At 71.1% G+C, this 24440-nt stretch carries 22 protein-coding genes; 13 read left to right on the top strand and 9 right to left on the bottom strand.

Annotated elements, in window-relative coordinates; translation table 11 throughout:
• Positions 1–280 precede the first annotated feature (280 nt).
• Both ACWEV3_RS26590 and ACWEV3_RS26585 read right to left on the bottom strand, forming a co-directional pair.
• On the bottom strand, positions 281–1510 hold the full coding sequence (locus ACWEV3_RS26590) for a M14 family zinc carboxypeptidase (RefSeq protein ID WP_452616502.1): 1230 nt from the start codon (positions 1508–1510) through the stop codon (positions 281–283).
• 253 nt (positions 1511–1763) lie between these two features.
• Positions 1764–2624 carry a MurR/RpiR family transcriptional regulator gene (locus ACWEV3_RS26585; RefSeq protein WP_358579661.1) on the bottom strand — a complete coding sequence of 287 codons (861 nt, stop codon included), beginning with the start codon at positions 2622–2624 and terminating at the stop codon, positions 1764–1766.
• A gap of 113 nt (positions 2625–2737) precedes the next feature.
• Between ACWEV3_RS26585 and ACWEV3_RS26580 the strand changes: the two genes are divergently transcribed.
• The 3 genes from ACWEV3_RS26580 to ACWEV3_RS26570 all read left to right on the top strand — a co-directional run bounded on the left by ACWEV3_RS26580 (position 2738) and on the right by ACWEV3_RS26570 (position 6648).
• The gene (locus tag ACWEV3_RS26580) at positions 2738–4156 is read left to right on the top strand and encodes an MFS transporter (protein ID WP_452616501.1); all 1419 of its coding nucleotides are present in this window, start codon (positions 2738–2740) and stop codon (positions 4154–4156) included.
• Complete coding sequence (locus tag ACWEV3_RS26575; protein ID WP_452616500.1) at positions 4153–5319, top strand: amidohydrolase family protein; 1167 nt, start codon at positions 4153–4155, stop codon at positions 5317–5319. The genes ACWEV3_RS26580 and ACWEV3_RS26575 overlap by 4 nt, the downstream gene beginning before the upstream one ends.
• Positions 5320–5388: 69 nt before the next feature.
• Positions 5389–6648, top strand: coding sequence for a GNAT family N-acetyltransferase (locus ACWEV3_RS26570; protein ID WP_452616499.1), 1260 nt, complete (start codon positions 5389–5391; stop codon positions 6646–6648).
• Positions 6649–6720: 72 nt separating this feature from the next.
• Here ACWEV3_RS26570 and idi read toward each other — a convergent pair whose 3' ends face one another.
• The 4 genes from idi to ACWEV3_RS26550 all read right to left on the bottom strand — a co-directional run bounded on the left by idi (position 6721) and on the right by ACWEV3_RS26550 (position 10313).
• A complete protein-coding gene (gene idi / locus ACWEV3_RS26565; RefSeq protein WP_452616498.1) occupies positions 6721–7299 on the bottom strand; it encodes an isopentenyl-diphosphate Delta-isomerase in 579 nt (192 codons plus the stop codon).
• A 93-nt stretch (positions 7300–7392) separates the two neighbouring features.
• Positions 7393–8379, bottom strand: a complete 987-nt coding sequence (locus tag ACWEV3_RS26560; RefSeq protein WP_452616497.1) for a zinc-binding dehydrogenase — start codon at positions 8377–8379, stop codon at positions 7393–7395.
• 102 nt (positions 8380–8481) lie between these two features.
• On the bottom strand, positions 8482–9234 hold the full coding sequence (locus ACWEV3_RS26555) for an IclR family transcriptional regulator (protein WP_452616496.1): 753 nt from the start codon (positions 9232–9234) through the stop codon (positions 8482–8484).
• A 68-nt stretch (positions 9235–9302) separates the two neighbouring features.
• On the bottom strand, positions 9303–10313 hold the full coding sequence (locus ACWEV3_RS26550; RefSeq protein WP_452616495.1) for a metallophosphoesterase family protein: 1011 nt from the start codon (positions 10311–10313) through the stop codon (positions 9303–9305).
• Positions 10314–10555: 242 nt separating this feature from the next.
• Here ACWEV3_RS26550 and ACWEV3_RS26545 point away from each other — a divergent pair, with 242 nt between their 5' ends.
• Entirely contained in the window at positions 10556–11524 is a 969-nt protein-coding gene (locus ACWEV3_RS26545; RefSeq protein WP_358579641.1) for a M28 family metallopeptidase, read from the top strand.
• Positions 11525–11589: 65 nt separating this feature from the next.
• On the opposite strand, the gene ACWEV3_RS26540 is transcribed toward ACWEV3_RS26545, so the two are convergent.
• The 3 genes from ACWEV3_RS26540 to ACWEV3_RS26530 are packed head-to-tail and all read right to left on the bottom strand — an operon-like array spanning position 11590 to position 15169.
• A complete protein-coding gene (locus ACWEV3_RS26540; RefSeq protein ID WP_452616494.1) occupies positions 11590–12879 on the bottom strand; it encodes a M20/M25/M40 family metallo-hydrolase in 1290 nt (429 codons plus the stop codon).
• Complete coding sequence (locus tag ACWEV3_RS26535; protein ID WP_452616493.1) at positions 12876–14216, bottom strand: cytosine permease; 1341 nt, start codon at positions 14214–14216, stop codon at positions 12876–12878. The genes ACWEV3_RS26540 and ACWEV3_RS26535 overlap by 4 nt, the downstream gene beginning before the upstream one ends.
• Entirely contained in the window at positions 14216–15169 is a 954-nt protein-coding gene (locus tag ACWEV3_RS26530; RefSeq protein WP_358579629.1) for a DUF1177 domain-containing protein, read from the bottom strand. Before ACWEV3_RS26530 ends, ACWEV3_RS26535 begins: the two co-directional genes overlap by 1 nt.
• 283 nt (positions 15170–15452) lie before the next feature.
• Between ACWEV3_RS26530 and ACWEV3_RS26525 the strand changes: the two genes are divergently transcribed.
• From ACWEV3_RS26525 to ACWEV3_RS26485, 9 genes are all read left to right on the top strand, one after another.
• The gene (locus ACWEV3_RS26525; protein ID WP_452616492.1) at positions 15453–16046 is read left to right on the top strand and encodes a helix-turn-helix domain-containing protein; all 594 of its coding nucleotides are present in this window, start codon (positions 15453–15455) and stop codon (positions 16044–16046) included.
• 325 nt (positions 16047–16371) lie between these two features.
• The gene (locus ACWEV3_RS26520; protein ID WP_452616491.1) at positions 16372–17550 is read left to right on the top strand and encodes an NAD(P)/FAD-dependent oxidoreductase; all 1179 of its coding nucleotides are present in this window, start codon (positions 16372–16374) and stop codon (positions 17548–17550) included.
• On the top strand, positions 17547–17876 hold the full coding sequence (locus ACWEV3_RS26515; RefSeq protein ID WP_452616490.1) for a (2Fe-2S)-binding protein: 330 nt from the start codon (positions 17547–17549) through the stop codon (positions 17874–17876). The genes ACWEV3_RS26520 and ACWEV3_RS26515 overlap by 4 nt, the downstream gene beginning before the upstream one ends.
• Complete coding sequence (locus tag ACWEV3_RS26510) at positions 17873–19282, top strand: FAD/NAD(P)-dependent oxidoreductase (RefSeq protein WP_452616489.1); 1410 nt, start codon at positions 17873–17875, stop codon at positions 19280–19282. Before ACWEV3_RS26515 ends, ACWEV3_RS26510 begins: the two co-directional genes overlap by 4 nt.
• Positions 19279–20199 (top strand): dihydrodipicolinate synthase family protein, encoded by a 921-nt coding sequence (locus ACWEV3_RS26505; protein ID WP_452616488.1) that lies wholly within the window; start codon positions 19279–19281, stop codon positions 20197–20199. The genes ACWEV3_RS26510 and ACWEV3_RS26505 overlap by 4 nt, the downstream gene beginning before the upstream one ends.
• Positions 20199–21200, top strand: a complete 1002-nt coding sequence (locus tag ACWEV3_RS26500) for a proline racemase family protein (RefSeq protein WP_452616487.1) — start codon at positions 20199–20201, stop codon at positions 21198–21200. Before ACWEV3_RS26505 ends, ACWEV3_RS26500 begins: the two co-directional genes overlap by 1 nt.
• Positions 21201–21280: 80 nt before the next feature.
• On the top strand, positions 21281–22702 hold the full coding sequence (locus ACWEV3_RS26495; protein ID WP_452616486.1) for an amino acid permease: 1422 nt from the start codon (positions 21281–21283) through the stop codon (positions 22700–22702).
• Positions 22703–22722: 20 nt separating this feature from the next.
• Positions 22723–23256, top strand: a complete 534-nt coding sequence (locus ACWEV3_RS26490; protein WP_452616485.1) for a GNAT family N-acetyltransferase — start codon at positions 22723–22725, stop codon at positions 23254–23256.
• Between the two features lie 371 nt (positions 23257–23627).
• The gene (locus tag ACWEV3_RS26485; protein ID WP_452616484.1) at positions 23628–24425 is read left to right on the top strand and encodes an SGNH/GDSL hydrolase family protein; all 798 of its coding nucleotides are present in this window, start codon (positions 23628–23630) and stop codon (positions 24423–24425) included.
• Positions 24426–24440 lie beyond the last annotated feature (15 nt).

Genomic DNA, 24440 nt, shown 5'->3' with positions numbered 1-24440 from the left:
GGATGTCAAGCCTGAAACCCCGAAGGGGCGGCCGCGAGGCCGGGCTTGACCTCCGACCCGCAGCCCCCACAATCCACCCATCGCGGGGATGGCCCATAAAGATGCCGAACCCCTAAAAGTCCCAACCCCGAACAACACCCCAGCAAAACACGAAAACCCGCCCCGCGAACCAACACCCAACACCCCAAAAGCCCCAACCCACCCCCCAACAACCCCCCCAAAAAAACCAAAACCCCGGACCCCCCAAAAAAAGCCGGGGCCCGGGGCAAGGCAAAGACGATCAGTCAGAACTGGAATCCCAGCCGTAATCCGGCAATCCGAAGAACTCCCCGCCGTCGAGCCGGTCGACCTCTCCGGAGGCCATGGCGCCGATCAGCGACTCGACCCCGGTGCGAACGGACTGGATCAGCATCCCGTGCTGCTTCTGCCCGAGGTCGTCCTGCTGCCCGCGGACCTCGAACAGCACGGTCGCGGACCCGTTCAGGGCGAAGGCGGACCGGCCCTGCCCGGCGTATTCCCGGGAGTCGGGGTGGAAGTACCGGCCCACGCCGGCCAGCGGCGACTGGGAGCCGTAGGAGCTCTGGATCCCGCGAGCCACGGCGAGCGCGTAGCGCCGGGACTTGTCCTGGTCGAGCAGCGGGTACTCGGCCTGGTAGGCGGCGCCGTCGTCGACGCCCAGGGGCGGGTAGTCCAGCGATACCGAGATGAGCTTCCCGTCCTGGGGCCCGCCGGTGGTCCGCTCGCACGGGCCCATGTGGTGCAGGTCGACCACGGCGTCGACAGCGCCGAACTCGTCGCGCAGGGCAACGTAGGTGTCCCGGATGGCCCGCGATTCCGGCGAGAGGAAGAAGCCCGCGCCGGTCTGCTGGCCGGGCAGGTCGCCGGGCTGCGGCACGTAGTCCAGGCGTGGGTTGAAGTCCCGGTTCAGGTCGAAGCCGGGCAGGTCGATCCCGTCGCCGTTGAGGCCGTGGTACCAGGCGCGCGGTGCGCCCGCGAGCTGCGGGTAGTCGGCGACGACCTGGTCCCACGGCACGACGTTCATGCGCCGGTTGAGCTCTCCGCCGTCCGGGTTGACCATCGGCAGCGCCACCAGGGTGACGGACGATAGGAGCTGCTGGGTTGCCGCGTCGTTGCTCGTGCCGAGGTCTCGCAGGATGCCGATCAGCGCCTCGGTTCCGGTGCGCTCGTTGCCGTGGATGGCGCTCTGCACCATCAGGACGCGCTTGCCCGTGCCCACGCGCGCCGACCACAGTTCGCGGCCCTGCTTGCTGGTGCCGATCTGCTGGACCGCCACGCGCCCCTTCGAGCTGCTCTCGATGCTGCGCAGCGTGCGGCCGAGTTCGGCGTGGTCGGTCCAGCCGTTCCACTGCGGGTCGTCGAACGTCTTGCAGGAGCCTTGCCCCGGGCCTTCCGGTGGGGCGGAGTTCGCCGGTGCGGCGATGCCGAGGAGGACCGTGGAGGTTGCTGCGGCGAGCGCCATCGTGGTTCGCCAGCGCGGAATTCGGAACACAGTTGCACATCTCCGTTCGCGAGTTGCAATCTGTTCCGACGGCCCGGGGACACCGGTGCCCGGGCACGTCGTTCGAGGGGGAGAGCCGGGCGCGGGAAGCGCGTCCGGTGTGGACATCGGGTGGTGCGCGTCAGGCGGTTCGCCCGATGTCCGCGATCACAGCTCGGCACTCTATGAATCCGTCACCCGCGAGTCAATTGCGACGACGATCCTTTTCGCCCCGTTACCCCGCGATCAACACTTGTTCTTGCGCTCACTGCCTTGATTCTTCGGCGAACAGCCGCAGTCCGCGCCAGACGGTGTCGACCCGCTGGGCGGCTTCCCGGCTGCCTTCGGGGTCTCCGGCGGCCAGCTCCGCGACCAGCGCGTAGGCGACGCTGGTGGCCGCGGTCATGGACTGGAGGTTCGCGATTCCTTCGGTCGGGATGACGAGCACGTGGTCGGCGGCGTTCGCGGCGGGGGACTGAACGGTGTCGGTGATGACGCACGTCGCGGCCCCGGCGGTGCGCGCCAGGTGGATCGCGTCGACGGTTTCCCGGTAGTGCTGCCAGAAGCTCCACGCCACCAGGCAGTCCTGGCCGTCGAGGGAGGCGAGGGCGTTGGCGAGGTGGGGTCCGCCGCGGTCCTCGTGGGCGATGGGCAGGCCGCGGCTGGCCGCCAGCATCGCGAACGCGGCCGCGGCGACGCCGTGGGTTCCGGAGGCGACGACCAGTGTTCGCCGTGCTTCGCGGATGGCCGCGACGACGGCGCGGGCCGCGGCGTAGTCGAAGGAGTGCTCCAGGGACCTGAGGTTCTCGGCGTCGCGGGCGAACACCGACGCCAGCATGCTCCCGTCGCCGGGCGAGGCCGGCTGCTCGTAGCGGTGCGCGAGGTAGACGCCGCGCAGATCAGCCTGGAGTTGTGGCCATCCGGGGTAGCCGAGAGCCTGCGCGAAGCGGACGACCGTGGCGCCGTTGACCTCGGCCCGGTCGGCGACTTCGGCGGCGGTGGCGTAGGAGCAGTACGTCGGCTGGGTGGTGAGCACGTCGCGGACCCGTGCCGCCTTGGGGCCCAGGCGCGTTTCCGAGATCAGCTCGTCGAGCCACTGCGCGACGTTGGCGCCTTCACCGGTCATGACCCCATTCTGCCCTGATGCACAAGATCATGCATTGAGCCTTGTTTGCACAGAAACATGCGACTAGGGTTCCAACGCATCGAGGTCCGGTGGGGGCCTCCGGAGGAGGTGCCATGTCGACCAACTCCCCGGCGGGTCCTGCGCTGCTGGCCCGTCTCGAAAGACTTCCCGTCTCCCGGCCGCACTTCCGGCTGATGCTCATGGGCGGCCTGGGCATCGCCTTCGACGGCATGGACGGCTCGCTGGTGTCGTACGTGCTCCCGGCCGTCACCCCGCTGTGGGGGCTCGCGCCGTGGCAGACCGGGCTGCTCGGCAGTTCGCTGCTGATCGGGATCATGATCGGCGCGCTGTCGGCCGGGCTGGCCGGCGACGCGATCGGCCGACGGCGGATCATGATGTACGCGCTCGCCGTGTACTGCGTCGCCACCGTCGCGGCGGCCTTCGCCCCGGACTGGGGTTTCTTCTTCGTCGCCAGGCTGATCGCGGGGATCGGGGTCGGGGCCGAGGCCGCGATCATCCCGGCGTTCATGTCGGAGTTCGTGCCCGGCCGGATCCGCGGCCTGTTCGTCGGCTCGATCGCGGGGTTCTTCTCGCTCGGCTACATCGCGGCGGCGCTGCTGGGCACCTTCTTCGTCCCGGCGTTCCCGGACGGCTGGCGGGTGGCGCAGCTGGTCACCGCCGCGCCGCTGCTGATGCTGCTGTGGTGGCGCCGCGCGCTGCCCGAATCGCCGCGCTGGCTCATCGATCAGGGCCGTCTGGACGAGGCGGAAACCGTTGTCGCGCAGCTGGAAGAGCGGGTCGAGCGGGCCACCGGGAAACCGCTGCCGCCGGTCGAGGAGCAGGCCGGGCCGGAGCCGGTGCGGGCCGCGGAGCGAAGCGGCGCGGGGTCGCGCATCGCCGGGCTGTGGCTGGGCGGGATGGCGCGGCGCACGGCCGTGCTGTGGCTGCTGTGGATCAGCCTCACCTTCGCCTACTACGGGTTCTTCACCTGGATCCCGTCGCTGCTGGTGCAGCAGGGCATGACGATGTCGAAGAGCTTCACCTACTCCCTGCTGATCACCATCGCCCAGGTGCCGGGCTACTACTCGGCCGCCTACCTGAGCGAGCGGCTGGACCGAAAGCGCACCATCGCCGGCTACCTCACCGGCGGTGCGATCGCCGCCTTCCTGCTGTCGCAGGGCAGCGCCGACGCCCAGGTGCTGATCTTCGGCGCGCTGCTCTCGTTCTTCATGAACGGCACCTACGCGGCGCTGTACGCCTACACGCCCGAGGTGTACCCGACGCGCATGCGGGCGACCGGTACCGGTGCGGCGTCGGCGTTCGGCCGCATCGGCGGCATCGTCGCGCCGATCATCATCGGCGTGCTCTACGCGTCGATCGGGTTCGGCGGCGTCTTCACGATGGTGACCGGCGCGCTCGTGGCCGGCGCACTGGGCGTGCTGGTGTTCGGCGTCAGCACCAGCGGCCGCACGTTGGAGGAATTGACCGGGACCGCCGCGCGCGGTCAACAGCAGAAGGAGATCCAGGCGTGACCTCGCGAATCGTGTTCCGCAACGGGACGGTGCTGGACCCCCGCGCCGGCGAGTTGCTGCCGGACAGGTCGGTGGTGGTCGCCGACGGCCGGATCGTCGAGGTCACCGACGAGCCGGTGCGCGCGGCGGAGGAGATCGACGTGCGCGGGCGGGTGCTCATGCCGGGCCTGATCGACTCGCACGTCCACGCCACCCAGGCGAGCGCGGACTTCGCCGAGCTGAAGTCGTGGTCGCCGTACTACGCCGCGGCGCGGGTGGGCCAGGTGCTGGACCAGATGCTGATGCGCGGCTTCACCACGGTCCGCGACATGGGCGGCGCCGATCACGGCGTCGCCCGCGCCGTGGCGGAGGGCCTGTTCCGCGGGCCGCGCGTGCTGTTCGGCGGCCCGATCATCGCGCCGACCGGCGGCCACGGCCTGACCCGGATCTGCGACGGCGAGGTCGAGCTGCGGCGGGCGATCCGCGAGCAGATGGCGCTCGGCGCGCACCACATCAAGCTGACCGTCAGCGGCGGCGTGGTGTCCTCGATGCGGATCGACGCCCTCGGCTATTCCGAGCCGGAGATCCGGGCGGCGGTCGACGAGGCGAACCTGGCGCACCGCTACGTGGCCGGGCACGCCTACACGGCCGAGGCGGTGAACCGCGCGCTGCGCTGCGGCGTGCGCACCATCGAGCACGGCAACCTGATGGACGAGTCGAGCGTCGAGCTTTTCCAGCAGCACCAAGCGTTCTACGTGCCGACGCTGGCCACCTACCACGCGCTGACGCGCGACGACGCGCCGCGCGCGTTGCCGGAGGAGAACAGGCGGAAGCTGCACGACGTGATCGACGCGGGGCTGCACGCGCTGGAGCTGGCCGACCGGGCGGGGCTGAAGATCGGGTACGGCACCGATCTGCACGGCGAGCTGCACGCCTACCAGCTCGCCGAGTTCAGCCTGCGCGCCCAGGTGCAGCGGCCGGTGGAGATCGTCCGCGCGGCCACGATCACCGGCGCCGAGATCGCCGGGATGGTCGGCCAGATCGGCGAGATCGTGCCAGGCGCCTATGCGGACCTGCTGGTCGTCGACGGCAACCCGCTGGAGGACATCGGCGTGCTCACCGACCCCGAGCGCCGCCTGTCGTTGATCATGCGCGACGGGGTGCTGGTGCGCAACGAGATGTGACATCGGTCCGTTAACCGCACCGTCATCCCAGGTCAAGCGCCTGCAATACGGCGGGGGAAGCATGGTGGCATGACTTCCCGGCAGCATCGCGGGGACTGGACCCGCGAACTCATCGAGCTGGCCGCGCTGTTCCTGGCGGCGGGGGCGGCGAACCTGTTCGCGACCGGGGCGCAGGGCCGCGGGCCGCTGGCGCTGCTGTCCATCGGCGCCGTCCTGCTGGTGGCGGCCGCCGGTCGGTGGTGGTGGCGTCGGCGGCAGGTGCCCGTCGTGCCCGAGGTGCGGGTTCCGGAGATCGTGAGCGTGCAGCAGACGCTGTGGCGGCTGCGCGCGTCGGTGACCGACACGCCGGGCCGGCTGGCGCACCTGGCCGGCGGCCTGGCCGCGCTCGGCGCGGACATCCGGACCATGCAGGTCCACCCCGTCGCCGGTGGGGTGGTCGACGAGGTGCTGCTGCACGTGCCGTCGCGGGTCAGCGGGCGGGAACTGGTCGCCGCGGTCGAGGCCGCCGGCGGCCGGGACGTGACCGCGGTGCGGGCGGACGTGCGCGAGCTCGACGACGTGCCGACGCGGACCGCGAACCTGGCGATCGACCTGGTCAACGGCCGCACCGACCTGGTCCGGGCGCTGCGCGCGCTGCTCGGGCAGGTGACGGTCCAGTGGCAGGAGGAGGCCGGTTCGCCCGCCGGCCGCGAGATGCGCTTGGCGGATCCGGGCGGCGGGGTCCTGGTGCTGGAGCGGCCCGGCGGGGCGTTCACCCCGGCGGAGTTCGCGCGGGCGCGGGCGGTGGTCGAGCTGGCCGCGAGCTGCCGGGCGCGGGTGCGGCCGGTGCCGGACGTCGCGCGCGCCGCGAGCGGGGCGGAGCTGACGATCCGGCCGGCGGACCGGTCGGACGTGGAACTGGTTTCGGAGTTCCACGAGAGGTGTTCCAGCGCGGCCCGCTACCGGCGCTACTTCAGCCCCGGGCCGGGGCAGGGGGAACGCGGCCTGCTGCGCCTGCTGACCCCGGCGCTGGGCCGCTCGCTGCTCGCGCTGGCGCCGGACGGCGAGGTGGTCGGCATGGGAAACCTGATGTACGACGGCGATTCCGGCGAGCTGGCGCTGCTGGTCCGGGACGACTGGCAGCGGCAGGGCGTCGGCACGGCGCTGGCGCGGAAGCTGGTCGAGCAGGCCGAGGAACTCGGGATCGGCGCGCTCACCGCGCAGACCCACGTCGACAACACCGCGATCGCGCGAACGCTGCGCGGTGCGGGCCTGAGGCTGATCGGCGCGCCGGAGCCGGGGGAGTGGAGCTGGTCGCGGGAGCTGCGGCCGAAGGCGGCGGCCACCTGACCGACCTACCCCGTCTCCGGTCAGGTCGGCTTCGGCTGACTTGACCGGAGAGGGGGAGTCCGCAATGCGGGGTCAGCTCACGTGGGCGGCGGGCGGCAGGCCCGCCGGCGAACCCTTGGGCCACCGGGCCGGTTCCGGGCCCAGCTCGGCCAGCTGGCGGACCTGCAGCGAGCACCACGGCGACACCTCGGACTCGCCGGCGAGCACCGCGGAGCTGAACTCCGCCCAGTCCACCCAGCGGGTTTCGGCGACCTCGTCCGGGTTCGGCTCCGGCGTGCTGCCGGTGAAGGCGACGAACACCGGGCACTTCTCGTTCTCCACCACGCCGTTGGGCATCGTGGCGCGGTACTGGAAGCCGGGCAGCACGAGCTCCAAGCCGTGCACGGTGAGCCCGAGCTCTTCGCCGAGCCGCCGGATGATCGCGGCCTTCATGTCCTCCGCGGGCGCGGGGTGGCCGCAGCAGGTGTTGGTCCACACGCTCGGGAAGGTGCGCTTGTGGTGCGCCCGCTGCGTCAGCAGGAACTCGCCGCGATCGTTGAACACGTAGCAGGAGAAGGCCAGGTGCAGCGGCGTCTGTCGATGGTGGACGATCGCCTTGTCCTCGACCCCGATCGCGTTGCCGGATTCGTCGAGCAGAACCACCTGTTCCACGGTCCTACCTCCTGGGAGCGTGTTGATCTGACCGGATGCGCCCCAGGCCCGCACTTTACGACAAACCGGTCGGTATCCGCCATACGATCTTGATCACGGGTGGGGTCGCAGCACCACCTTGCCGTAGGTCTCGCGGTTCTCCAACGCCGCGTGCGCCTTCGCCGCGTCGGCAAGCGCGAACGGCGTGCCGACCAGCGGCTGCAGGCTGCCGTCGGCGAGCGCGGCCAACGCCTCGTCCTCCAGCGCCCGCATGCCGCCGGGCACCTTCAGCAGGTTCGGGCCGAGGGCCACGTTCGCGGCCACCGAGCGGGCGATCAGGTCGTCGGAGGTGAACCGGTGCTCGCCGAATTCCCTGCCGTACATCGTGATCCGGCCGCCGGCTCCGAGCAGGTCGAAGGCCGCCCGGCCGTACTCGCCGCCGGCTCCGTCGAGCACGAGGCTCACCTCGCGCCCGTCGAGCGCGTGGCGCACAGCCTCCGACCAGCCCGGCGCGGTGTAGTCGACGGCGACGTCGGCGCCCAGCTCCCGCACCTTGGCGACCTTCGCCGGCCCGCCGGCCGCGCCCACCACCGTCGCGCCGATGTTGCGGGCGTGCTGCACCGCCAACGCGCCGATGCCCCCGGCGGCCGAGGTGATCAGCACGACGTCGTCGGCGGTCGGCCGCGCGATGCGCAGGATGGACATCGTCGTCCGGCCGGTGCCGATCATCGCGACCGCGGCGTCGAAGCCGACGTCGTCGGGCAGCGCCTGCAGCGCCTCGACGTCGCGGACCGCGAGCTCGGCGTAGCCGCCGCTGGCCATGCCGAGGTGGGTGACGACGCGCCGGCCCAGCCACTCCGCGTCGACGCCCGCGCCGAGCTCGTCGACGACCCCGGCGACCTCCCGGCCCGGCGTCATCGGCAGCTCGTACCGCGCGAACGGCCCGTGCGACATGCCCTGCCGGATCGCGGTGTCGATGACGTGCACGCCGGCGGCCGCGACCGCGATGCGCACCTGCCCGGGGCCGGGGACCGGGTCGGGCACCTCCTCGTAGCGGAGGACCTCGGCGGGGCCGAACTCGTACTGCCGAATCGCGTGCATTCCTTCTCCCTGCGCCGTTTTCCGGGTTGCGGCCGCAACGCTAGGAGTTCGAGCAAGGTCGAGGTCAAGGCCCCGGGGCGGGAATTGTGATCGCGGCCTCGGTCAGCGGAGCCGGTAGGTGATCTCCTGAACCGCCGTGCGCACCGCGGCGGCCATCTCGTCGAGCCGGTCGGCCACCCGCGTCGTCGGCCCGGCGATCGACACCGCGGCGGTGCCGGCGTCGGCGCGGTGCGACAGCACCGGTCCGGCCACCGCGGACACGTCCGGCACCGTCTCGCCCCGGTTGTAGGCGACGCCGTCGGCGGCGATGTCCGCGAGCTCGCGCTCGACCCGGTCCCGCTCGTCGGGATCGGGGAAGTGTTCGCGCAGGTACGCCTCGCGGGAGGCGCGGTCGAGGTTCGCGAGCAGGCACTTGCCGATGCTCGTCGGGTAGAGCGGGCGCCGCTTGCGCAGCGGCGCCGAATAGCGGATGAGCTGGGTGGACTCGATGGACTCCAGGTACACCACCGAGTCACCCACGAGCGTGCCGATCATGACGGTCTCGTCGAACTCCGCGCGCAGCTTCTGCATCGCCGGCCGGGCCGCGTCCACCAGGGGCGTGCCCGGGGTCGGCAGCAGCGCGCCGACGGCCGGTCCCAGCAGGTAGGCGCCGCCCTGCTCCTGCAGGTACCCGGTCGCCACCAGGCCCTTCACCAGGCCGTGCACCGAGGTCTTCGGCGCGTCCAGCGCCCCGGCGAGCACGCTCAGCCGCACCCCGTGCGGGTCGGCGGCCACGGTCTCCAGGATGGTGGTCACCCGGCTGACGGTGCGGTGCTCCTTGGCCGGGCCGCGCGCCCGGCCGCCTGACTCGCCCACGGCGCCCCCTCGGCTCGGCCTGCGCCTGAAGGATAGCCAGCCCGGCGGCCGGACCGAAGCCACGCCGCTTACGAGCCGTTGTGCAGTGGGATGGTGATCTGCTTCAGCCAGGTACCGGTGGTGAAGTCGCGCGCCATGATGACCACGTTGCGCGCGTCGACCTCGACCTGCAGGCCCTGGTTGAACGCGCCGCCCAGGGACACCTCGCCACCCTTGCCGTCGTCCTGCCAGCCGACCTGGATCGCGCCCGTGTTGACCACGGTGAAGCCCTCCAGGTTGCCGGTGCCCGGCACCACCCGGCGCACCACCCAGTCGGACAGTTCGAGGTTCCAGTGCGTGTGCCCGGAGAACAGGAACACGTCGCGGTGGCGGCCGAGGATCCCCAGCAGCCGGTCGGACTGCAGGTAGTCGTTGAGGTAGAGCTTGTTGTGCGTGCCGGAGACGGTGTTCGGCAGCGGGTGGTGGGTCAGCACCATGACCGGCTTGCGCCACCGCGCCCAGTGGTCGAGCCGCTGCTCCAGCCAGTTGAACTGCTGGTCGCTGATCCACACCTCGTCCCACAGCTTCGGGTCGTGGTAGTGGGAGTACCGCTCGGTCCCGATGCTCAGCACCGGGATCCCGCCGAAGGAGTGCTCCGCGAAGATGGTGTTGCGGCCGGCGAAGTTGAAGAAACTGCGGAACAGCGAGTCCTCTGTGGTGCCGTTGGGCCAGGTCTCCTGCGCGAGCGTGTCGGGGTCGCGCCACTTCGGCACGTAGAACTCGTGGTTGCCGATCGCCCAGGCGACCTCCTGCGGGTGCGCGTGCTTGTCCAATGTGGACTTCACGGCCGCGTACTCGAAGTCGTAACCGCGCGGCGTGATGTCGCCCGCGATGCCCAGCCCCGCGCTGCCCGGGTTGATCCGGGCCAGGTCGTCCAGCGCCTTGCCGAAATCGCCGAGGTCGCCCTGGATGTCGCTGATGATGTTGAAGCGCACCTTGCCGCCGGCCTGCGGCGGCGGCGCCGCGTGCGCGGTGGAGCTGAGGACGGTGGTGGCGGCGAGCGCGCCACCCGTCCCGACGATGAACGATCGGCGATCCATGAGCGCTGATTCCTCCTGTGCTGGCCGGTTGGCCCCGTGAAATTAGGCCGAACGGCCGCACCGGCGGTGGATTCCTCGTGTCGGCCGGATGGACTCGTGCCGAACACTTCGCCGGAAGTCGGGCAAAGCCGGGAAAAACGAGCTCCGGGCACCGGCGGCGAGTTCACGTCAAAACGCCCATCGCGTCGCGTCGCGCCGTTACGTTCCGCTGCGGCGAAGATCGACCGACGGAAGGGCGCAGCATGCCGAAACGACCACTCCTGGCGACCGCGGCGGCACTGGCCGTGGCGTCCGCTCTGGTGTTGCCGGCCACGGCGGCCAGCGCACCGCTGACCGGCGTCACCGCCGTCCAGGACCACCTGCAGGAGCTGCAGAAGATCGCCGAGGCCAACGGCGGCAACCGGGCGGCGGGCCAGCCCGGCTACAAGGCCTCGCTCGACTACGTCAAGGCCCAGCTGGACGCAGCCGGATTCGCCACCACGATCCAGGAATTCGACGCCATCGGCGGCACGACGTACAACCTGCTCGCCGAAACCCCCGGCGGCGACGCCAACAGCGTGGTGATGTTCGGCGCCCACCTGGACAGCGTCAGCAGGGGCGCGGGGATCAACGACAACGGCACCGGTTCGGCCGCGATCCTGCAGGCCGCCCTGGACTACGCGGGCAGCGGCGCGACGCCGAAGAACAAGCTGCGCTTCGCGTTCTGGGGCGCCGAGGAGCAGGGCCTGGTCGGCTCGTCGCACTACGTGCAGAGCCTGTCCGACGCGGAGCGCGGCCAGATCGTCGCGTACCTGAACTTCGACATGGTCGGCTCCCCGAACGCCGGCTACTTCACCTACGACGGCGACGACTCCGACGGCGAGGGAGCCGGCCCCGGCCCGGAGGGCTCGGCGGAGATCGAGAAGCTGCTCAACGACGCGCTCGCGACGTCCGGGGTGGAAACCGAGGGCACGGACTTCGACGGCCGCTCCGACTACGGCCCGTTCATCGAGGTCGGCATCCCGGCGGGCGGCACCTTCACCGGCGCCGAGGGCACGAAGACGCCGGAGCAGGCGCAGAAGTGGGGCGGCCAGGCCGGCGAGGCCTACGACTCCTGCTACCACCAGTCCTGCGACACGGTCGACAACGTCGACCAGCAGGCCCTGGACCGCAACTTCCAGGCGATCTCGACGGCGGTCAAGACCTACGCCGAGCAGTTCCCCCAGCCGTAACCGGCGATACCCCGAAGCGTTGGGCGCCTCCGACCCGCTCGGAGGCGCCCTTCGCTGTCAGCGGCTCAGCAGGTGTGCAGGAGGCGTTGCATCACCCGGGTGGAGAAGCGCAGCGACTCCAGCGGGATTCGTTCGTCCACCCCGTGGAACATCCGCGAGTACGGCAGTTCCGGCGGCACCCGGAGGGCCTTGAAGCCGAACCCGTTGATGCCGATCGTGGCGAACGCCTTGTTGTCGGTGCCGCCCGCGTTGCAGTACGGCGTCGGGTGGCCGTCGGGGTCCTCCGCCCGGATCGCCGCGCACATCGCGTCGACCAGGGTGCCGGAGAACTCCGTCTGCATCGCCACGTCGTGGTGGATGAACTCGCGGCGCACCGACGGCAGCAGCAGGGAGTCGATGGTGTCCAGCAGCTCCTGCTCGTGGCCGGGCAGGAACCGCCCGTCCACCGCGGCCGTCGCCCGGCCCGGGATGACGTTGGTCTGGTAGCCGCCCTCGATCATGGTGGGATTCGCCGAGTTGCGCAGGATCACGTCGATCAGGTCGGCCACCGGGCCCATCTTCGTCAAGCTGCCGTCCACATCGGACGGATCGAATTCCGTGCCGAGGAGTTCGGCGGCCCGCTCCAGCAGCACCCGCACCGGCTCGATCAGCCGCACCGGGAACCGGTGCCTGCCGATGCGGGCCAGCGACTCCGCCAGGTCGGTGACGGCGTTCTCGTCGTTCGGCGAGGAGCCGTGCCCGGCCCGGCCGGTGGCGATCAGCCGCAGCCACGCCTGGCCGCGCTGGGCGTTCTCGATCGGGTACAGGCGCTGGCCGTTGCCCAGGTCGAACGACACGCCGCCGCCCTCGGTGATCGCCTCGGTGACGCCGTCGAACAGCTCCGGCCGGTTGCGCACCAGCCAGTGCGAGCCGAACTTGCCGCCGTCCTCCTCGTCGGCGAGGAAGCCGAACACGATGTCCCGCGGCGGTTTTCGGCCGGTGCGGCCGAATTCCCTGGCCACCGCGAGGATCACCGCGTCGAAGTCCTTCATGTCGATCGCGCCGCGGCCCCACAGGCAGCCGTCGTGGATCTCGCCGCCGAACGGGTCGAAGGTCCACTCGCTCGCATCCGCCGGCACCACGTCGAGGTGGCCGTGCATCAGCAGCGCGCCCCGCGACGGGTCCTCGCCCTCGACGCGGGCGATCATGCTGGCCCGCCCCGGCGCGCTTTCGACCAATGTGGACTCGATGCCGACCTCGGCCAGCTTCGCCGCGACGTACTCGGCCGCCGCGCGCTCGTTGCTGGTCGGGTTGGAGGTGTCGATGCGGATCAGGTCCCGGCAGAGGTCGACGACCTCGTCCTCGGGCACGCTCATGACTTGCGTCCTTCCAGCGTCGAGGTCCCCACCGGGCGCACCAGCCCGGCGAAGGCGAGCACCGTGTAGAGCAGGAATCCGGTCAGCAGCGAGTTGAGCGCCGGGATGCCCGCGTCGACGAAGTGGCCGACGCAGAAGCCGGCCGCCCACACCACCAATGTCGCGGGCACCCAGGTGGCCACCTTCTCCGGCAGCGTGCCGGTCGGCCGGGTGCGGTCGAGCTCGCCGCGCATCCGGCGGGCCACCCAGTACTCGGCGACGATGATGCCGCCGATGGGCGGGATCGCCACGCCGAGGATCTTCAGGAATTCCGTGAAGTGGTCCAGGAAACCCATCGCGGACAGCACGGTGCCGAGCACGCCGATCACGAGCGTCACCGTCGCGCGGTGCAGGCGCTTGCCGAAGACCGTGTCCGCGAAGTTCACGACGCCCAGCGAGGAGGCGTAGAGGTTCCAGTCGTTGATCTTCGCGGTGGACAGGATCACGATGACCAGCCCGGCGAACCCGGACGTGGACAGCACGATCGAGGTGACGTCCTTGCTGCCGACCAGCTGCCCGAGCAGCACGCCCGTCATGCCGACGATGTACTCGCTGAGGATCATCGAGCACGAGCTCTGCAGCAGGACGTGCCAGCCCTTGCGGTTGTAGCGGGTCATGTCGGGGGCCACGACAGCGCCGGACATGAACCCGCCCGCCACGATGGTCGCCGCCGCCGGGATGGACAGCGCCGCCGCGGTCGGCTCCTTGGCGATCAGCTCGCCGATGGAGTGCTGGGAGAGCGTGCTGATCACGCTCCAGGCCACCAGCGCGAAGAACAGCGGCACGGCGATCTTGGCCAGCCACATCATGTACTTGAACCCGTAGATCACCAGCGCGGTCAGCACCGCGCCGGAGATCGCGCACCACAGCCAGACCGGGCCGCCGACCAGCGACTGCATGCTCTTGCCGAAGATGCCGTTCTGCACGCCGAACCAGCCGACCATGCTGATCGCGATGACGAGGCTGACCAGCGCCGAGCCGTTGCGCCCGAACCCGGCGAAGCGGGTGAGCATGGTCATCGCCAGGCCCTCGCGCTGACCGGCCAGGCCGACCAGGAAGATCACGATCTCCAGCAGCACCGCACCGAGGGTGAACGCCCAGAAGGCGTCCCAGAACCCCATCGCGATGCCCAGCGAGGCACCCAGCACGAACTGGGAGAGCGAACCGGACTGCCCGAGCCACTGCAGCAGCATCGACCCGAACCCGTAGCGCGCGTCCTGGGGGACGCGGCGCAGCGAGTAGTCGTCGTTGCCGATCTGCTTGCCCGGCGCGGCCTCGGCGGACTGCGCCGTGCCCATCATTCCTCCTCGGCGGGCAGGTCGCCCATGGTCTGCAGGTGGGCGAGGGAGCCGTAACGCGCGACGAGGTGGTCGAACTCCGCCTGGTCGTGGAAGGCCAGCTGGCCCGCGCCGAACTCCTTGGCGACCTCGACGGCGTAGCGCGCGGCCGCCGCGATGTCGGTCTCGTGGCTGGCGCCGGTGGCGCAGCCGGGCACGGCGGTGGCGGCCACGATCGCCAGGCCCACGACCGGCGCGGCGGTCGCGGTGGCCGGCTGCAGGATCGAGTTGATGTGGTAGACGCCGTTGCCGTAGGGCGTGATGTCCTGGGTGGTCACCGGGTAGGTCACCAGCGGTTCGCCGGTCACGGTCTCCAGCAGGGTGCCCAGCCGGTCCGACACCCGCAGCACCCAGCCCTGCTTGACCGTCGGCGACAGCGCCAGGCCCTTGTGGTTGATGATCCGGTTGCCCTTGGTGGTGTCGATGGACAGCACCGCGTCCATGTCGTCGCTGACCTCGTGGGCGTTCATGGTCGCGATCCCCACCGGGGAGTCCATGAACGGCACCGGCTCGTGCGGCCGGGTCGGGGCGTCGGGGCACACGTGGGTGCTGATCAGGACGTCGCCCGGGAGCACGTCGCCGCGAGCGCGCATCGACAGCAGCTTCGCCGCGGTCGCGATGGCCGCGGCGGCGCCGTCGCCGTCGGAGACGAACCCGGTCACCTCCGGGCGGGCGCCGATCCCGCCGAGCCGCCCGACGACGCCCAGCGTCGGGGCGTCGCCGCCGGCCGCCTTGCCCCGCGTGCCGGGGATGCGGACCTGCACGAAGTCGGTCGTGCCCTGGTGGCCTTGAACGGTGGTGCTGGTGGCCAGCCCGGATTCGCCGGCCACCTCGTCGAGGTGGGCGACCACGCGGGCGCCGGTGACCGACGGATCGTCGAGGAGATCCACCACATCCAGGACGTGTTTGAGCATCTGGGCCCCTTGGAACTCGGCACCGCGAACCGGGTGCGGGCCGCGAGCGCCCGGGCAGGACGGGGGAGCTGCCCGGGCTCGCGGCCTGGTAGTTGGAAGGGCGTTCGCCGGAGTTGTTGTCGGGGCATCTCCGGCGACCGCCGTGCCGATTACGGTGCGCTTGCGCCGAACCGTCCAGCAAGGAAATCCCGCTATTCGCAAAACCGGACGTCGCGTGGCCCGGTGGCGGACGGGTACCGGTGGTTAAGCTGCGGGCACGTTCCGGGTCTTGGGGAGGTGCTTGATGGCGCAGGTGGAGGCCGTCCGGGTGCTGGCGGCCAATCTGCGGGCGCTGCGGACCGAGCAGGCGCTGTCGCTGTCCGAGGTGGCGCGGCGGTCCGGGATCGCCAAGGGCACGCTGTCGCAGCTGGAGTCCGGCGTCGGCAACCCCACCATCCAGACGGTGTTCAGTTTGTCGAACGCTTTGCAGGTGCCGGTGTCGACCCTGCTGACCGAGCGCACCGAGCCCGACGTGGTGCTGGTGCGGTCCGCGGGGCTGGAAGTGCTCAGCAGCAACGCCGTCGACCTGCGGATGCTGCGCCGGCTCGACCTGACGTCGGCGGTGGTGGAGGTCTACGACCAGCGCGTGCGGCCCGGCGAGGTGCAGCGCTCCGACGGGCATCCCGGACGGGAACACGTCGTTGTCACGGAAGGGAAACTGCGCGTCGGACCGGCCGACGCGCCCTACGAGCTGGGGCCGGGGGATTACGTGTGCTTCCCGGCGCAGCTGCCGCACACCTACGAGACCGTCGGCGGCCCGGTGACCTCGGTGCTGCTGCTGGAGTACCCCAGCGACGCCGACAGCCCGATGCTCCGCCACCACCCACCGCTCACCTAGGCGCGTTGGACCGCAATTTCAATGGAAATCGAAGGTCCGATTTCCATTGAAATTGCGGAAGTTATCCACAGGCACCGGCGTGTCGGGGCCGGACACGCCGGGGTACAGCAGTTTCAATTGAAACCTCGACACCCAGGTCCAAGTTTCAACTGAAACCTCGGCAACTGGTTCCAAGTTTCAATTGAAACTGCGAGACTCCGTGCCGGCCGGGGTCCTGGGGGTGTGGTCGGGGTGGTGGGGCGTGTGGTGGGGGTCGGGGGTTGACCTGGGTCACATCGGGGTTTAGCGTCGGCATCGTTCATTTTAGTGAACGATGGTGGTGGCTATGGGGCAGTTTCCCGACATCGTGGTGGTCGGCGCCGGGATCGTGGGCGCGGCCTGCGCCGAGGCGCTGAGCGCGGCCGGGTACGTCGTCGACGTGCTGGACCGCGGCGCGCCCGCGGCGGGCACGACGGCGTCCGGTGAGGGCAACGTGCTGGTCTCCGACAAGCCGCCGGGCGCGGAGCTCCGGCTCGCCCAGGCCAGCCGGAGGCGTTGGCCGGAGCTGGAGCGCGGCCTGCGCGACGAGCTCGGCGCCGACTTCGAGTGGGAGCCCAAGGGCGGCGTGGTCGCCGCGACCACTGTGGACGGAGCGGAGGCGCTGACGGCGTTCGCCGCGCAGCAGCGCGACGCGGGCGTGGATGCGCGGGTCCTGCCGTCCGGCGCGGTTTTCGAACTCGAACCGCACCTAACGCGGGACACGGTGCTCGCGGTGCATTACCCCGAAGATGCCCAGGTCCAGCCCGTCCTCGCAGCATCGGCGCTCCTCGCGGCGGTGCGCCGGCGCGGCGGAACCCTCCGCTCGGGAACCGCCGCCACCGGGGTGGTGCGCGGCCGGGACGGCCGGGTGACCGGGGTGCGTGCGGGCGGCACCGTTTTGCCTTGTGGGGCAGTGGTGAACGCGTGCGGCCCGTGGTCCGGTGAGTTCGCGCGGCTGGCGGGCGCGCCGATCACGGTGCTGCCCCGCAGGGGCATGGTCCTGGTCACCGCGCCGGTGCCGCCGGGCACCGTGCGGCACAAGGTCTACGACGCCGACTACGTCGGAGCGGTGGAAAGCGGCGACGCCGAGCTGCAGACTTCGACAGTGGTGGAGAGCACCCGGGGCGGAACCGTGCTGATCGGGTCGAGCCGGGAGCGCATCGGCTTCGACGACACCGTCCGCACGCGCGTGCTGCGCGAGATCGCGGGCAAGGCCGCCGCGTTGTTCCCCGTGCTGGGGAGGGTTCCGGTGATGCGCGCCTACGGCGGCTTCCGGCCGTACGCGCCGGACCACCTGCCGGTGATCGGCGCCGATCCCCGGGTCCCGGGCCTGTGGCATGCGACCGGGCACGAGGGCGCCGGCGTCGGGCTCGCCGCCGCGACCGGGCAGCTGCTCGCGGAGTTGTTCGGCGGGCGGCCGCCGCACGTCGACCCGGAGCCGTTCCGCGTGGACCGGCCCGGGCTGATCGAGGAGGTGCGCGCGTGATGGGCCCGTTCCTGCCCCCGGACCGGCGGGATCCGGCGCAGCCGAGGTACTCCGGCGAATTCGCCGTCGAGGTGGACGGGGCACGAGTCGCCGCACGTGCCGGGCAGACGGTCGCCGCCGTGCTGATGGCGACCGGCCGCACATCCTGGCGCAGTACCAGGGAGAACGGGCGGTCGCGCGGGCTGTTCTGCGGCATCGGCGCGTGCTTCGACTGCCTGCTGGTCGTGAACGACGTGCCGGATGTGCGGGCGTGCCAACGCGTTGTCGAGCCCGGCGACGTCATCCGCACCCAGCACGGGGCCGAACTGCCGGGAGGCGAGATATGAGCGTCGTGGTCGTCGGCGGCGGGCCCGCGGGCATGAACGCCGCGGTGCAAGCCGCGCGGGCCGGTGCCGAGGTGGTGCTGGTCGACTCCGCCGAGCGGCTCGGCGGGCAGTTCCACCGCCAGCTGCCGGAGCAGTTCGCGGCGCGGCGGCCGGAACGCATCCAGCACGACTGGCGGTCGTTCCGGGCGCTCCGGGACGAGCTCCTGGCGAACCCGCTGATCCGGTACCTGCCGCGCAGCACGGTGTGGTCGCTCGAACCGGACCGGCGGATCAACATCCAAAGCGGCCCCGCCGACGCTCCGGGCCGGCGGCTGACGGCACTGCGCGCCGATGCGCTGGTGCTGGCCACTGGGGCGCACGACCGGGTCCTCCCGTTCCCGGGCTGGGACCTGCCCGGGGTGTTCAGCGCGGGGGCCGCGCAGGCGATGGCGAAGGGGCAGCGGATCGCGGTCGGACACCGCGTGCTCGTCGCCGGGACGGGGCCGTTCCTGCTGCCGGTGGCGGAGTCGCTGCTCGACGTGGGCGCCGAGGTCGTCGGCGTGCTGGAGGCCGGGAATCCGGCCGCGTGGCTGCGGCAGTCGGCGGCGGTCGCCGGGCAGCTCGGCAAGCTCCGGGAACTCGCGGCCTACGCGGCCCGCTTCGCCGGTCGCGTGCCGTACCGGACCCGCACTGCCGTCATCGCTGCGCACGGCGACGATCGCGTGCAGGAGATCGTGACGTCCAAAGTGGATTCCGACTGGCGGCCGATTCCAGGAACTCAGCGCCGGTTCGAGGTCGATGCCGTGTGCGTGGGGCACGGCTTCGTCCCGCAGCTGGAGCTGGCGTTGGCCGCGCGCTGCCGGATCGTCGACGGGTTCGTCGAGGTCGATGCGGCGCAGCGGACGTCCGCGCCGGGGGTGTTCGCGGCCGGTGAAGCGACCGGCATCGGCGGTGCCGACCTCGCCGCCGCCGAAGGCGTCGTCGCCGGTCTCGCCGCGGCGGTTCGTGTCGGCGCCGCCAGCTGGAAGCAGGTGGAAACCCAAGCGCGCCACGCACTCATGAAAGTCCGAAGTGGACGAGAGTTCGCCCGGGCGCTCGCGGAGGCCCATCCGATCGGATCGGCGTGGCCCGAGTGGCTGGAGGCCGACACGCTCGTGTGCCGGTGCGAGGAAGTCCCGTACAGCGAACTCGAAGCGGCCGTGCAGCAGCGCGCCGCGCACAGCGCCCGCTCGCTGAAGCTGCTCTGCCGGGTCGGCCTCGGCCCCTGCCAGGGCCGGATCTGCGGGCAGAACGCGACCGACCTCGCCGCGCGATTGCTCGGCGAACCGATCCCCGACCCGGAAACCCCTGCCAGGCGGCCGATCGCAGCGCCGATCCGGCTCGCCGACCTGGCCGGCATCCCAACCCCTGACGAGGAGGAGAAGTGACTTCCAGCAACGATCTCGGTGGCGTCGTCGTCGCGACCGCCCTGCCCTACGCCGAAGACGCGTCGGCCCCGGCCGGCCTGCGGGTCGACTACGACCGCTACGCCGAGCACTGCCGCTGGGTGGTCGACAACGGCTGCCACGGCGTCGGCCCCAACGGCTCCCTCGGCGAGTACTCTTCGCTGACCCACGAGGAGCGCCGCAAGGTCGCCCAGACCGCGATCGCGGCCGTCGGCGACCGGGCGACGGTCATCGTCGGTGTGCACGCGCCGAGCGCGCACGAGGCGCGGCACTGGGCGGAGCTCGCCGCCGAGGACGGCGCGGACGGGCTGCTGTGCCTGCCGCCGACGATCTACCGCGCCAACAAGGGCGAACTCCTGCACCACTTCGAGCAGGTCGCGGCCGTGGGCCTGCCCGTGATGGTCTACAACAACCCGATCGACACCAAGGTCGACCTCACCCCCGACGTGGTTCGCGAGATCGCCGGGATCGGCAACATCGCGGCGATCAAGGAGTTCTCCGGCGACGTCCGCCGGGTGCTGGAGATCCGCGAGCAGGCGCCCGGGCTGAACGTGGTCTCCGGCGCCGACGACGTGGTCCTCGAATCGCTGCTGATGGGCGCGGGCGGCTGGTTCGCCGGGTTCCCGAACGTCTTCCCGGCCGAATCGGTGCGGCTCTACGAGCTGGCCCGGGCGGGCAAGGTCGAGGAGGCGCGGGCGCTGTACGAGCCGCTGGTGGCCGCGTTCCGGTGGGACTCGCGCACCGAGTTCGTGCAGGCCATCAAGCGCGGCATGGAGGTCGTCGGCCGCTTCGGCGGGCCCTGCCGCCCGCCGCGCGGCCCGCTGCCCGACGCCATGCTCGCGCAGGTCGACGCCGACATGGAGCGCGCCGTGAAGTACTTGCAGAGCAAGGAGAAATGATGCGGTCGCGTCGTTACTTCAGCGCCGTCGACTCGCACACCGAGGGCATGCCGACGCGGGTGATCACCGGCGGCGTCGGCGTCGTGCCGGGCGAGACGATGGCCGACAAGCGCCGGTACTTCGTCGACAACCTCGACCACATCCGGCAGTTGCTGGTGCACGAGCCGCGCGGGCACTCGGCGATGAGCGGCGCGATCCTGCAGCCGCCGACCCGCGCGGACGCCGACTGGGGCGTCATCTACATCGAGGTCTCCGGCTGCCTGCCGATGTGCGGGCACGGCACCATCGGCGTCGCGACCGTGCTGGTGGAGACCGGCATGGTCGAGGTGGTGGAGCCGGTCACCACGGTCCGGCTGGACACCCCGGCCGGGCTGGTGGTGGCCGAGGTGGCGGTCCTCGACGGCCAGGCGGAGTCGGTGACCATCCGCAACGTGCCGTCGTTCGCCGCGGAGCTGGACGCGACGGTGCAGGTGCCGGGGATCGGCGAGGTGCGCTACGACCTGGCCTTCGGCGGCAACTTCTACGCGATCACGCCGCTGGCCGACCTCGGGATTCCCTTCGACAAGGCCGAGAAGGACCGGATGCTGGGCGCCGGACTGGCGATCATGGCCGCCATCAACGAGCAACGCCGCCCGCAGCACCCGCTCGACGCGAACATCGCGGGCTGCAAGCACGTCTACCTCGAAGCGCCCGGCAGCGACGCCGCGCACTCCCGGCACGCGATGGCGATCCACCCGGGCTGGTTCGACAGATCTCCTTGCGGCACGGGCACTTCCGCGCGCATGGCGCAGCTCCACGCGCGCGGGAAGCTCGCGCTGGACACCGATTTCGTCAACGAATCCCTGATCGGCACCCGGTTCGTCGGGCGGCTCGTGGACACCGCGCAGGTCGGCGACCGGCCGGCGGTGGTGCCGACGATCACCGGCCGGGCCTGGATCACCGGCATGGCCCAGTACCTGCTGGACCCGACCGACCCGTTCCCGACCGGCTTCACCCTGTAGTTCCGCGCGACCGCACAACCGGCGCACCGACGTGGTGCGCCGGGCGGAGCCGCGCGCCCAAATTCGGCGGAGGTGGCCCCATGATCGATGCGAACGGCCGCGGCGTGCTGCGGCGCAAACCGGTGGACGACATCGACGATCCGCCACAGGGCGCTGGCCTCAAGCGGGTGATGGGCACCTGGCAGCTGACCGCGCTGAGCCTCGGCGGCCTGGTCGGCGCCGGGGTGTTCTCCCTCAGCGGCGTGGTCGCCAACGAGCTCGCCGGGCCCGGGGTGCTGCTGTCGTTCCTGATCGCGGTCCTCGCCAGCGCGGCCGCGGCGCTGTGCTACGCCGAATTCACCAGCATGATCCCGAAAGCGGGCTCGGCCTACACCTACGCCTACGCGGTGCTCGGCGAGCTGGCCGGCTGGCTGATCGGCTGGGACCTGCTGCTGGAGTACACCGCGATCGTCGCGGTCGTCGCCATCGGCGTCTCCGGCTACCTGTCCTACCTGTTCGGTCAGCTCGGGCTGGACCTGCCCGCCTGGATGCTGGGCGCGCCCGGCACCGGCGACGGCCACGTGGTCGACCTGTTCGCGATGCTGCTGTGCCTGCTGCTGGCGTGGCTGCTCAACCGCGGCGCGAAGTCCTCGGCGCGGGTCGAGACCGCGCTGGTGGTGATGAAGATCGTGCTGGTCCTGGTCGTCGTGGTGGCCGGGGCGTTCCACATCAACGCGGGCAACTACACGCCGTTCCTGCCCTACGGGCTCGGCGGCGCGATCACAGGTGCGGCCACGGCCTTCTTCGCCGTCTACGGCTACGACGCGATGAGCGCGGCGGCGGAGGAATCGGCCGACGCCCGCCGGGCGATGCCGCGCGCGATCATCTACTCGCTGGGCATCGCCACCGTGATCTACGTGCTGGTGTGCGTGGTGCTGCTCGGAATGCAGCACTACAGCGAGATCGACGTCCGCAGCCCGTTCTCCGGCGCGCTGGCGGCGGTCGGCCTGCCGGGGCTCGCACTGATCGTCGCGGTCGGCGCGGTGTTCGGCATCGTGACCTCGATGTTCGCGAACATGCTCGCGGTGACGCGGGTGTGGTTCGCGATGAGCCGCGACGGGCTGCTGCCCGCCTGGTTCGCCAAGACCCACGCGGTGCGCAAGGTGCCGCACCGGGTCACCTGGGTGGTCGGCGTGGTGTCGGCGCTGATCGCGGGCCTGCTGCCGATCCGGGAGGCGGCCGAGCTGACCAACATCGGCATCCTGGTGGCGTTCATCGTCGTCGCGGTGTCGGTGGTGGTGCTGCGGCGCCAACGTCCCGAACTGGAGCGGGGTTTCCGCTGCCCGTGGGTGCCGGTGGTGCCGGGGATCGGCGTGGTGTTCTCGCTGTGGCTGATCAGCCAGCTCGACTGGGTCACCTGGGCGCGCTTCGTCGGCTGGATGGCAGTCGGCCTGCTGGTCTACGCGTTCTACGGCTACCGGCGATCGGCGCTGGCGGACAAATCGGTCGCGGGAATGCGCTGATCGCTGCCAGGATGGGCGGTATGACCGAAGTGCGGACCGCGCATACCGCCGACCTCGACGAAGCGACGATCAAGGCCGCCCGGGCGCTGCTCTGGAACGTGTTCGAAGACGACATGACCGAGCACGACTGGGAGCACTGCCTGGGCGGCATCCACGCCCTGGTCTGGGAAGACGACGAGCTGATCGGCCACGCATCGGTGATCCAGCGGCGCCTCCTGCACGGAGGCCGCGCCCTGCGCACGGGCTACGTCGAGGGCGTCGCGGTGCGAGCGGACCGGCGCCGCCGGGGCATCGCGGCAGCGATGATGGCGGAGCTGGAGGGCGTGATCCGCCGCGCCTACGACCTCGGAGCGCTGGGAGCCAGCGACGAAGGAGCGGCGCTGTACGAGGCGCGCGGTTGGCAGCGCTGGCAGGGGCCGACTTTCGCCCTGGCGCCAACGGGAATCCAGCGCACGGCGGACGAGGACGGCTTCATCTTCGTCCTCCCGGCGGAAGCCCCGCTGGACCTGACCGGAGACCTCACTTGCGACTGGCGCGACGGCGACGCCTGGTGAAGCCCGTGTGATCATCTTCCGGGTGATCTACTACTGGAAGCACGCCAGGCTCGCGCTCATCCTCGATGTGGTCCGAGAGTTGGAGGTCGGCCTTTCGAAGCGGGCCTGACCAACGGCACCTCCGGGCGAGCCGAGGTGCCTTCATCGCGTGTACCTGCACTGTTCGGACGAACGCTGCCGACACTGCTCGGCTCAACGGGGACGGGTCCACTGTGGTGTCCGGTGGGCGCGGGAATCACCCGTACAGCGGCTGTTGCGGGCGGGCGTTCTGTGCCGTTTCTGCTGTTACTGGCGGGTACTCGCCAAATTCTTCGATGTGCTGCGGACTTCTCCTTGAATGGTGGCGATTTCGAACTCCGATCGGAGGAAGAATGCGTCACTTACGGCACATCGTCGGTGCTGCTGCCGCCGTGGCGGCGGCGAGCACCGTGCTGGCCGCCCCAGCGTTCGCCGCGCCCGCCGCCGAGAACTACGCGGCGCTGGGCGACTCCTACGCCTCCGGGGTCGGCACCCGCGAGTACACCGACGACAGCGGGGACTGCTTGCGCAGCCCCAAGGCCTACGCGCAGCTGTGGGCCGACTCGCACGACGTCTCGAACTTCGCGTTCGTGGCCTGTTCGGGCGCGGTCACCGATGACGTCAACGCCAACCAGCTCGACCAGCTCAGCGCGGACACCACGCTGGTCACCATCTCCATCGGCGGCAACGACATCGGCTTCAGCAGCGTCATCCAGGACTGCCTGCTCGGCGACGACAACGGCTGCGACTCGGCGGTCAGCAAGGGCGAGGAGCGGGCCCGCAACGAACTGCCCGCCAAGCTCGACACCACCTACGCCAACATCCGCGAGGCTGCCCCGAACGCCAAGGTCGTGGTGCTCGGCTACCCGCGCCTCACCGAGCAAGGTAGCTGCGGCATCCCGTTCTTCTCCGAGGCCAAGCGGCAGCGGATCAACGACGGTGCCGACGTGCTGGCCGAGGTGATCTCCGCCCAGGCCGACGCGGCCGGGTTCACCTTCGCCGACGCCCGCGACGCATTCGCCGGACACGGCGTGTGCTCCTCCGACGAGTGGATCAACGGCCCGAGCAACCCGCTGGTGGAGTCGTTCCACCCGGACATCGACGGCCACGCCAAGGCGTACCTCCCGGTGCTCAACGCCGTCACCGGCTGATCCAGGCTCCTGCGT

The sequence above is a fragment of the Saccharopolyspora sp. NPDC003752 genome, from assembly GCF_053605825.1.
The sequence above is the reverse complement of the archived record's forward strand: the minus strand, read 5'-3'. Positions and strand labels throughout refer to the sequence as shown.

Bases quoted from the DNA above. Each gene is read 5' to 3' on its own strand.
- ACWEV3_RS26585 (WP_358579661.1), bottom strand. From the start codon at position 2,624: ATGACCGGTGAAGGCGCCAACGTCGCGCAGTGGCTCGACGAGCTGATC.
- ACWEV3_RS26580 (WP_452616501.1), top strand. From the start codon at position 2,738: ATGTCGACCAACTCCCCGGCGGGTCCTGCGCTGCTGGCCCGTCTCGAA.
- ACWEV3_RS26570 (WP_452616499.1), top strand. From the start codon at position 5,389: ATGACTTCCCGGCAGCATCGCGGGGACTGGACCCGCGAACTCATCGAG.
- ACWEV3_RS26560 (WP_452616497.1), bottom strand. From the start codon at position 8,379: ATGCACGCGATTCGGCAGTACGAGTTCGGCCCCGCCGAGGTCCTCCGC.
- ACWEV3_RS26550 (WP_452616495.1), bottom strand. From the start codon at position 10,313: ATGGATCGCCGATCGTTCATCGTCGGGACGGGTGGCGCGCTCGCCGCC.
- ACWEV3_RS26545 (WP_358579641.1), top strand. From the start codon at position 10,556: ATGCCGAAACGACCACTCCTGGCGACCGCGGCGGCACTGGCCGTGGCG.
- ACWEV3_RS26540 (WP_452616494.1), bottom strand. From the start codon at position 12,879: ATGAGCGTGCCCGAGGACGAGGTCGTCGACCTCTGCCGGGACCTGATC.
- ACWEV3_RS26535 (WP_452616493.1), bottom strand. From the start codon at position 14,216: ATGGGCACGGCGCAGTCCGCCGAGGCCGCGCCGGGCAAGCAGATCGGC.
- ACWEV3_RS26530 (WP_358579629.1), bottom strand. From the start codon at position 15,169: ATGCTCAAACACGTCCTGGATGTGGTGGATCTCCTCGACGATCCGTCG.
- ACWEV3_RS26525 (WP_452616492.1), top strand. From the start codon at position 15,453: ATGGCGCAGGTGGAGGCCGTCCGGGTGCTGGCGGCCAATCTGCGGGCG.
- ACWEV3_RS26520 (WP_452616491.1), top strand. From the start codon at position 16,372: ATGGGGCAGTTTCCCGACATCGTGGTGGTCGGCGCCGGGATCGTGGGC.
- ACWEV3_RS26510 (WP_452616489.1), top strand. From the start codon at position 17,873: ATGAGCGTCGTGGTCGTCGGCGGCGGGCCCGCGGGCATGAACGCCGCG.
- ACWEV3_RS26500 (WP_452616487.1), top strand. From the start codon at position 20,199: ATGCGGTCGCGTCGTTACTTCAGCGCCGTCGACTCGCACACCGAGGGC.
- ACWEV3_RS26495 (WP_452616486.1), top strand. From the start codon at position 21,281: ATGATCGATGCGAACGGCCGCGGCGTGCTGCGGCGCAAACCGGTGGAC.
- ACWEV3_RS26490 (WP_452616485.1), top strand. From the start codon at position 22,723: ATGACCGAAGTGCGGACCGCGCATACCGCCGACCTCGACGAAGCGACG.
- ACWEV3_RS26485 (WP_452616484.1), top strand. From the start codon at position 23,628: ATGCGTCACTTACGGCACATCGTCGGTGCTGCTGCCGCCGTGGCGGCG.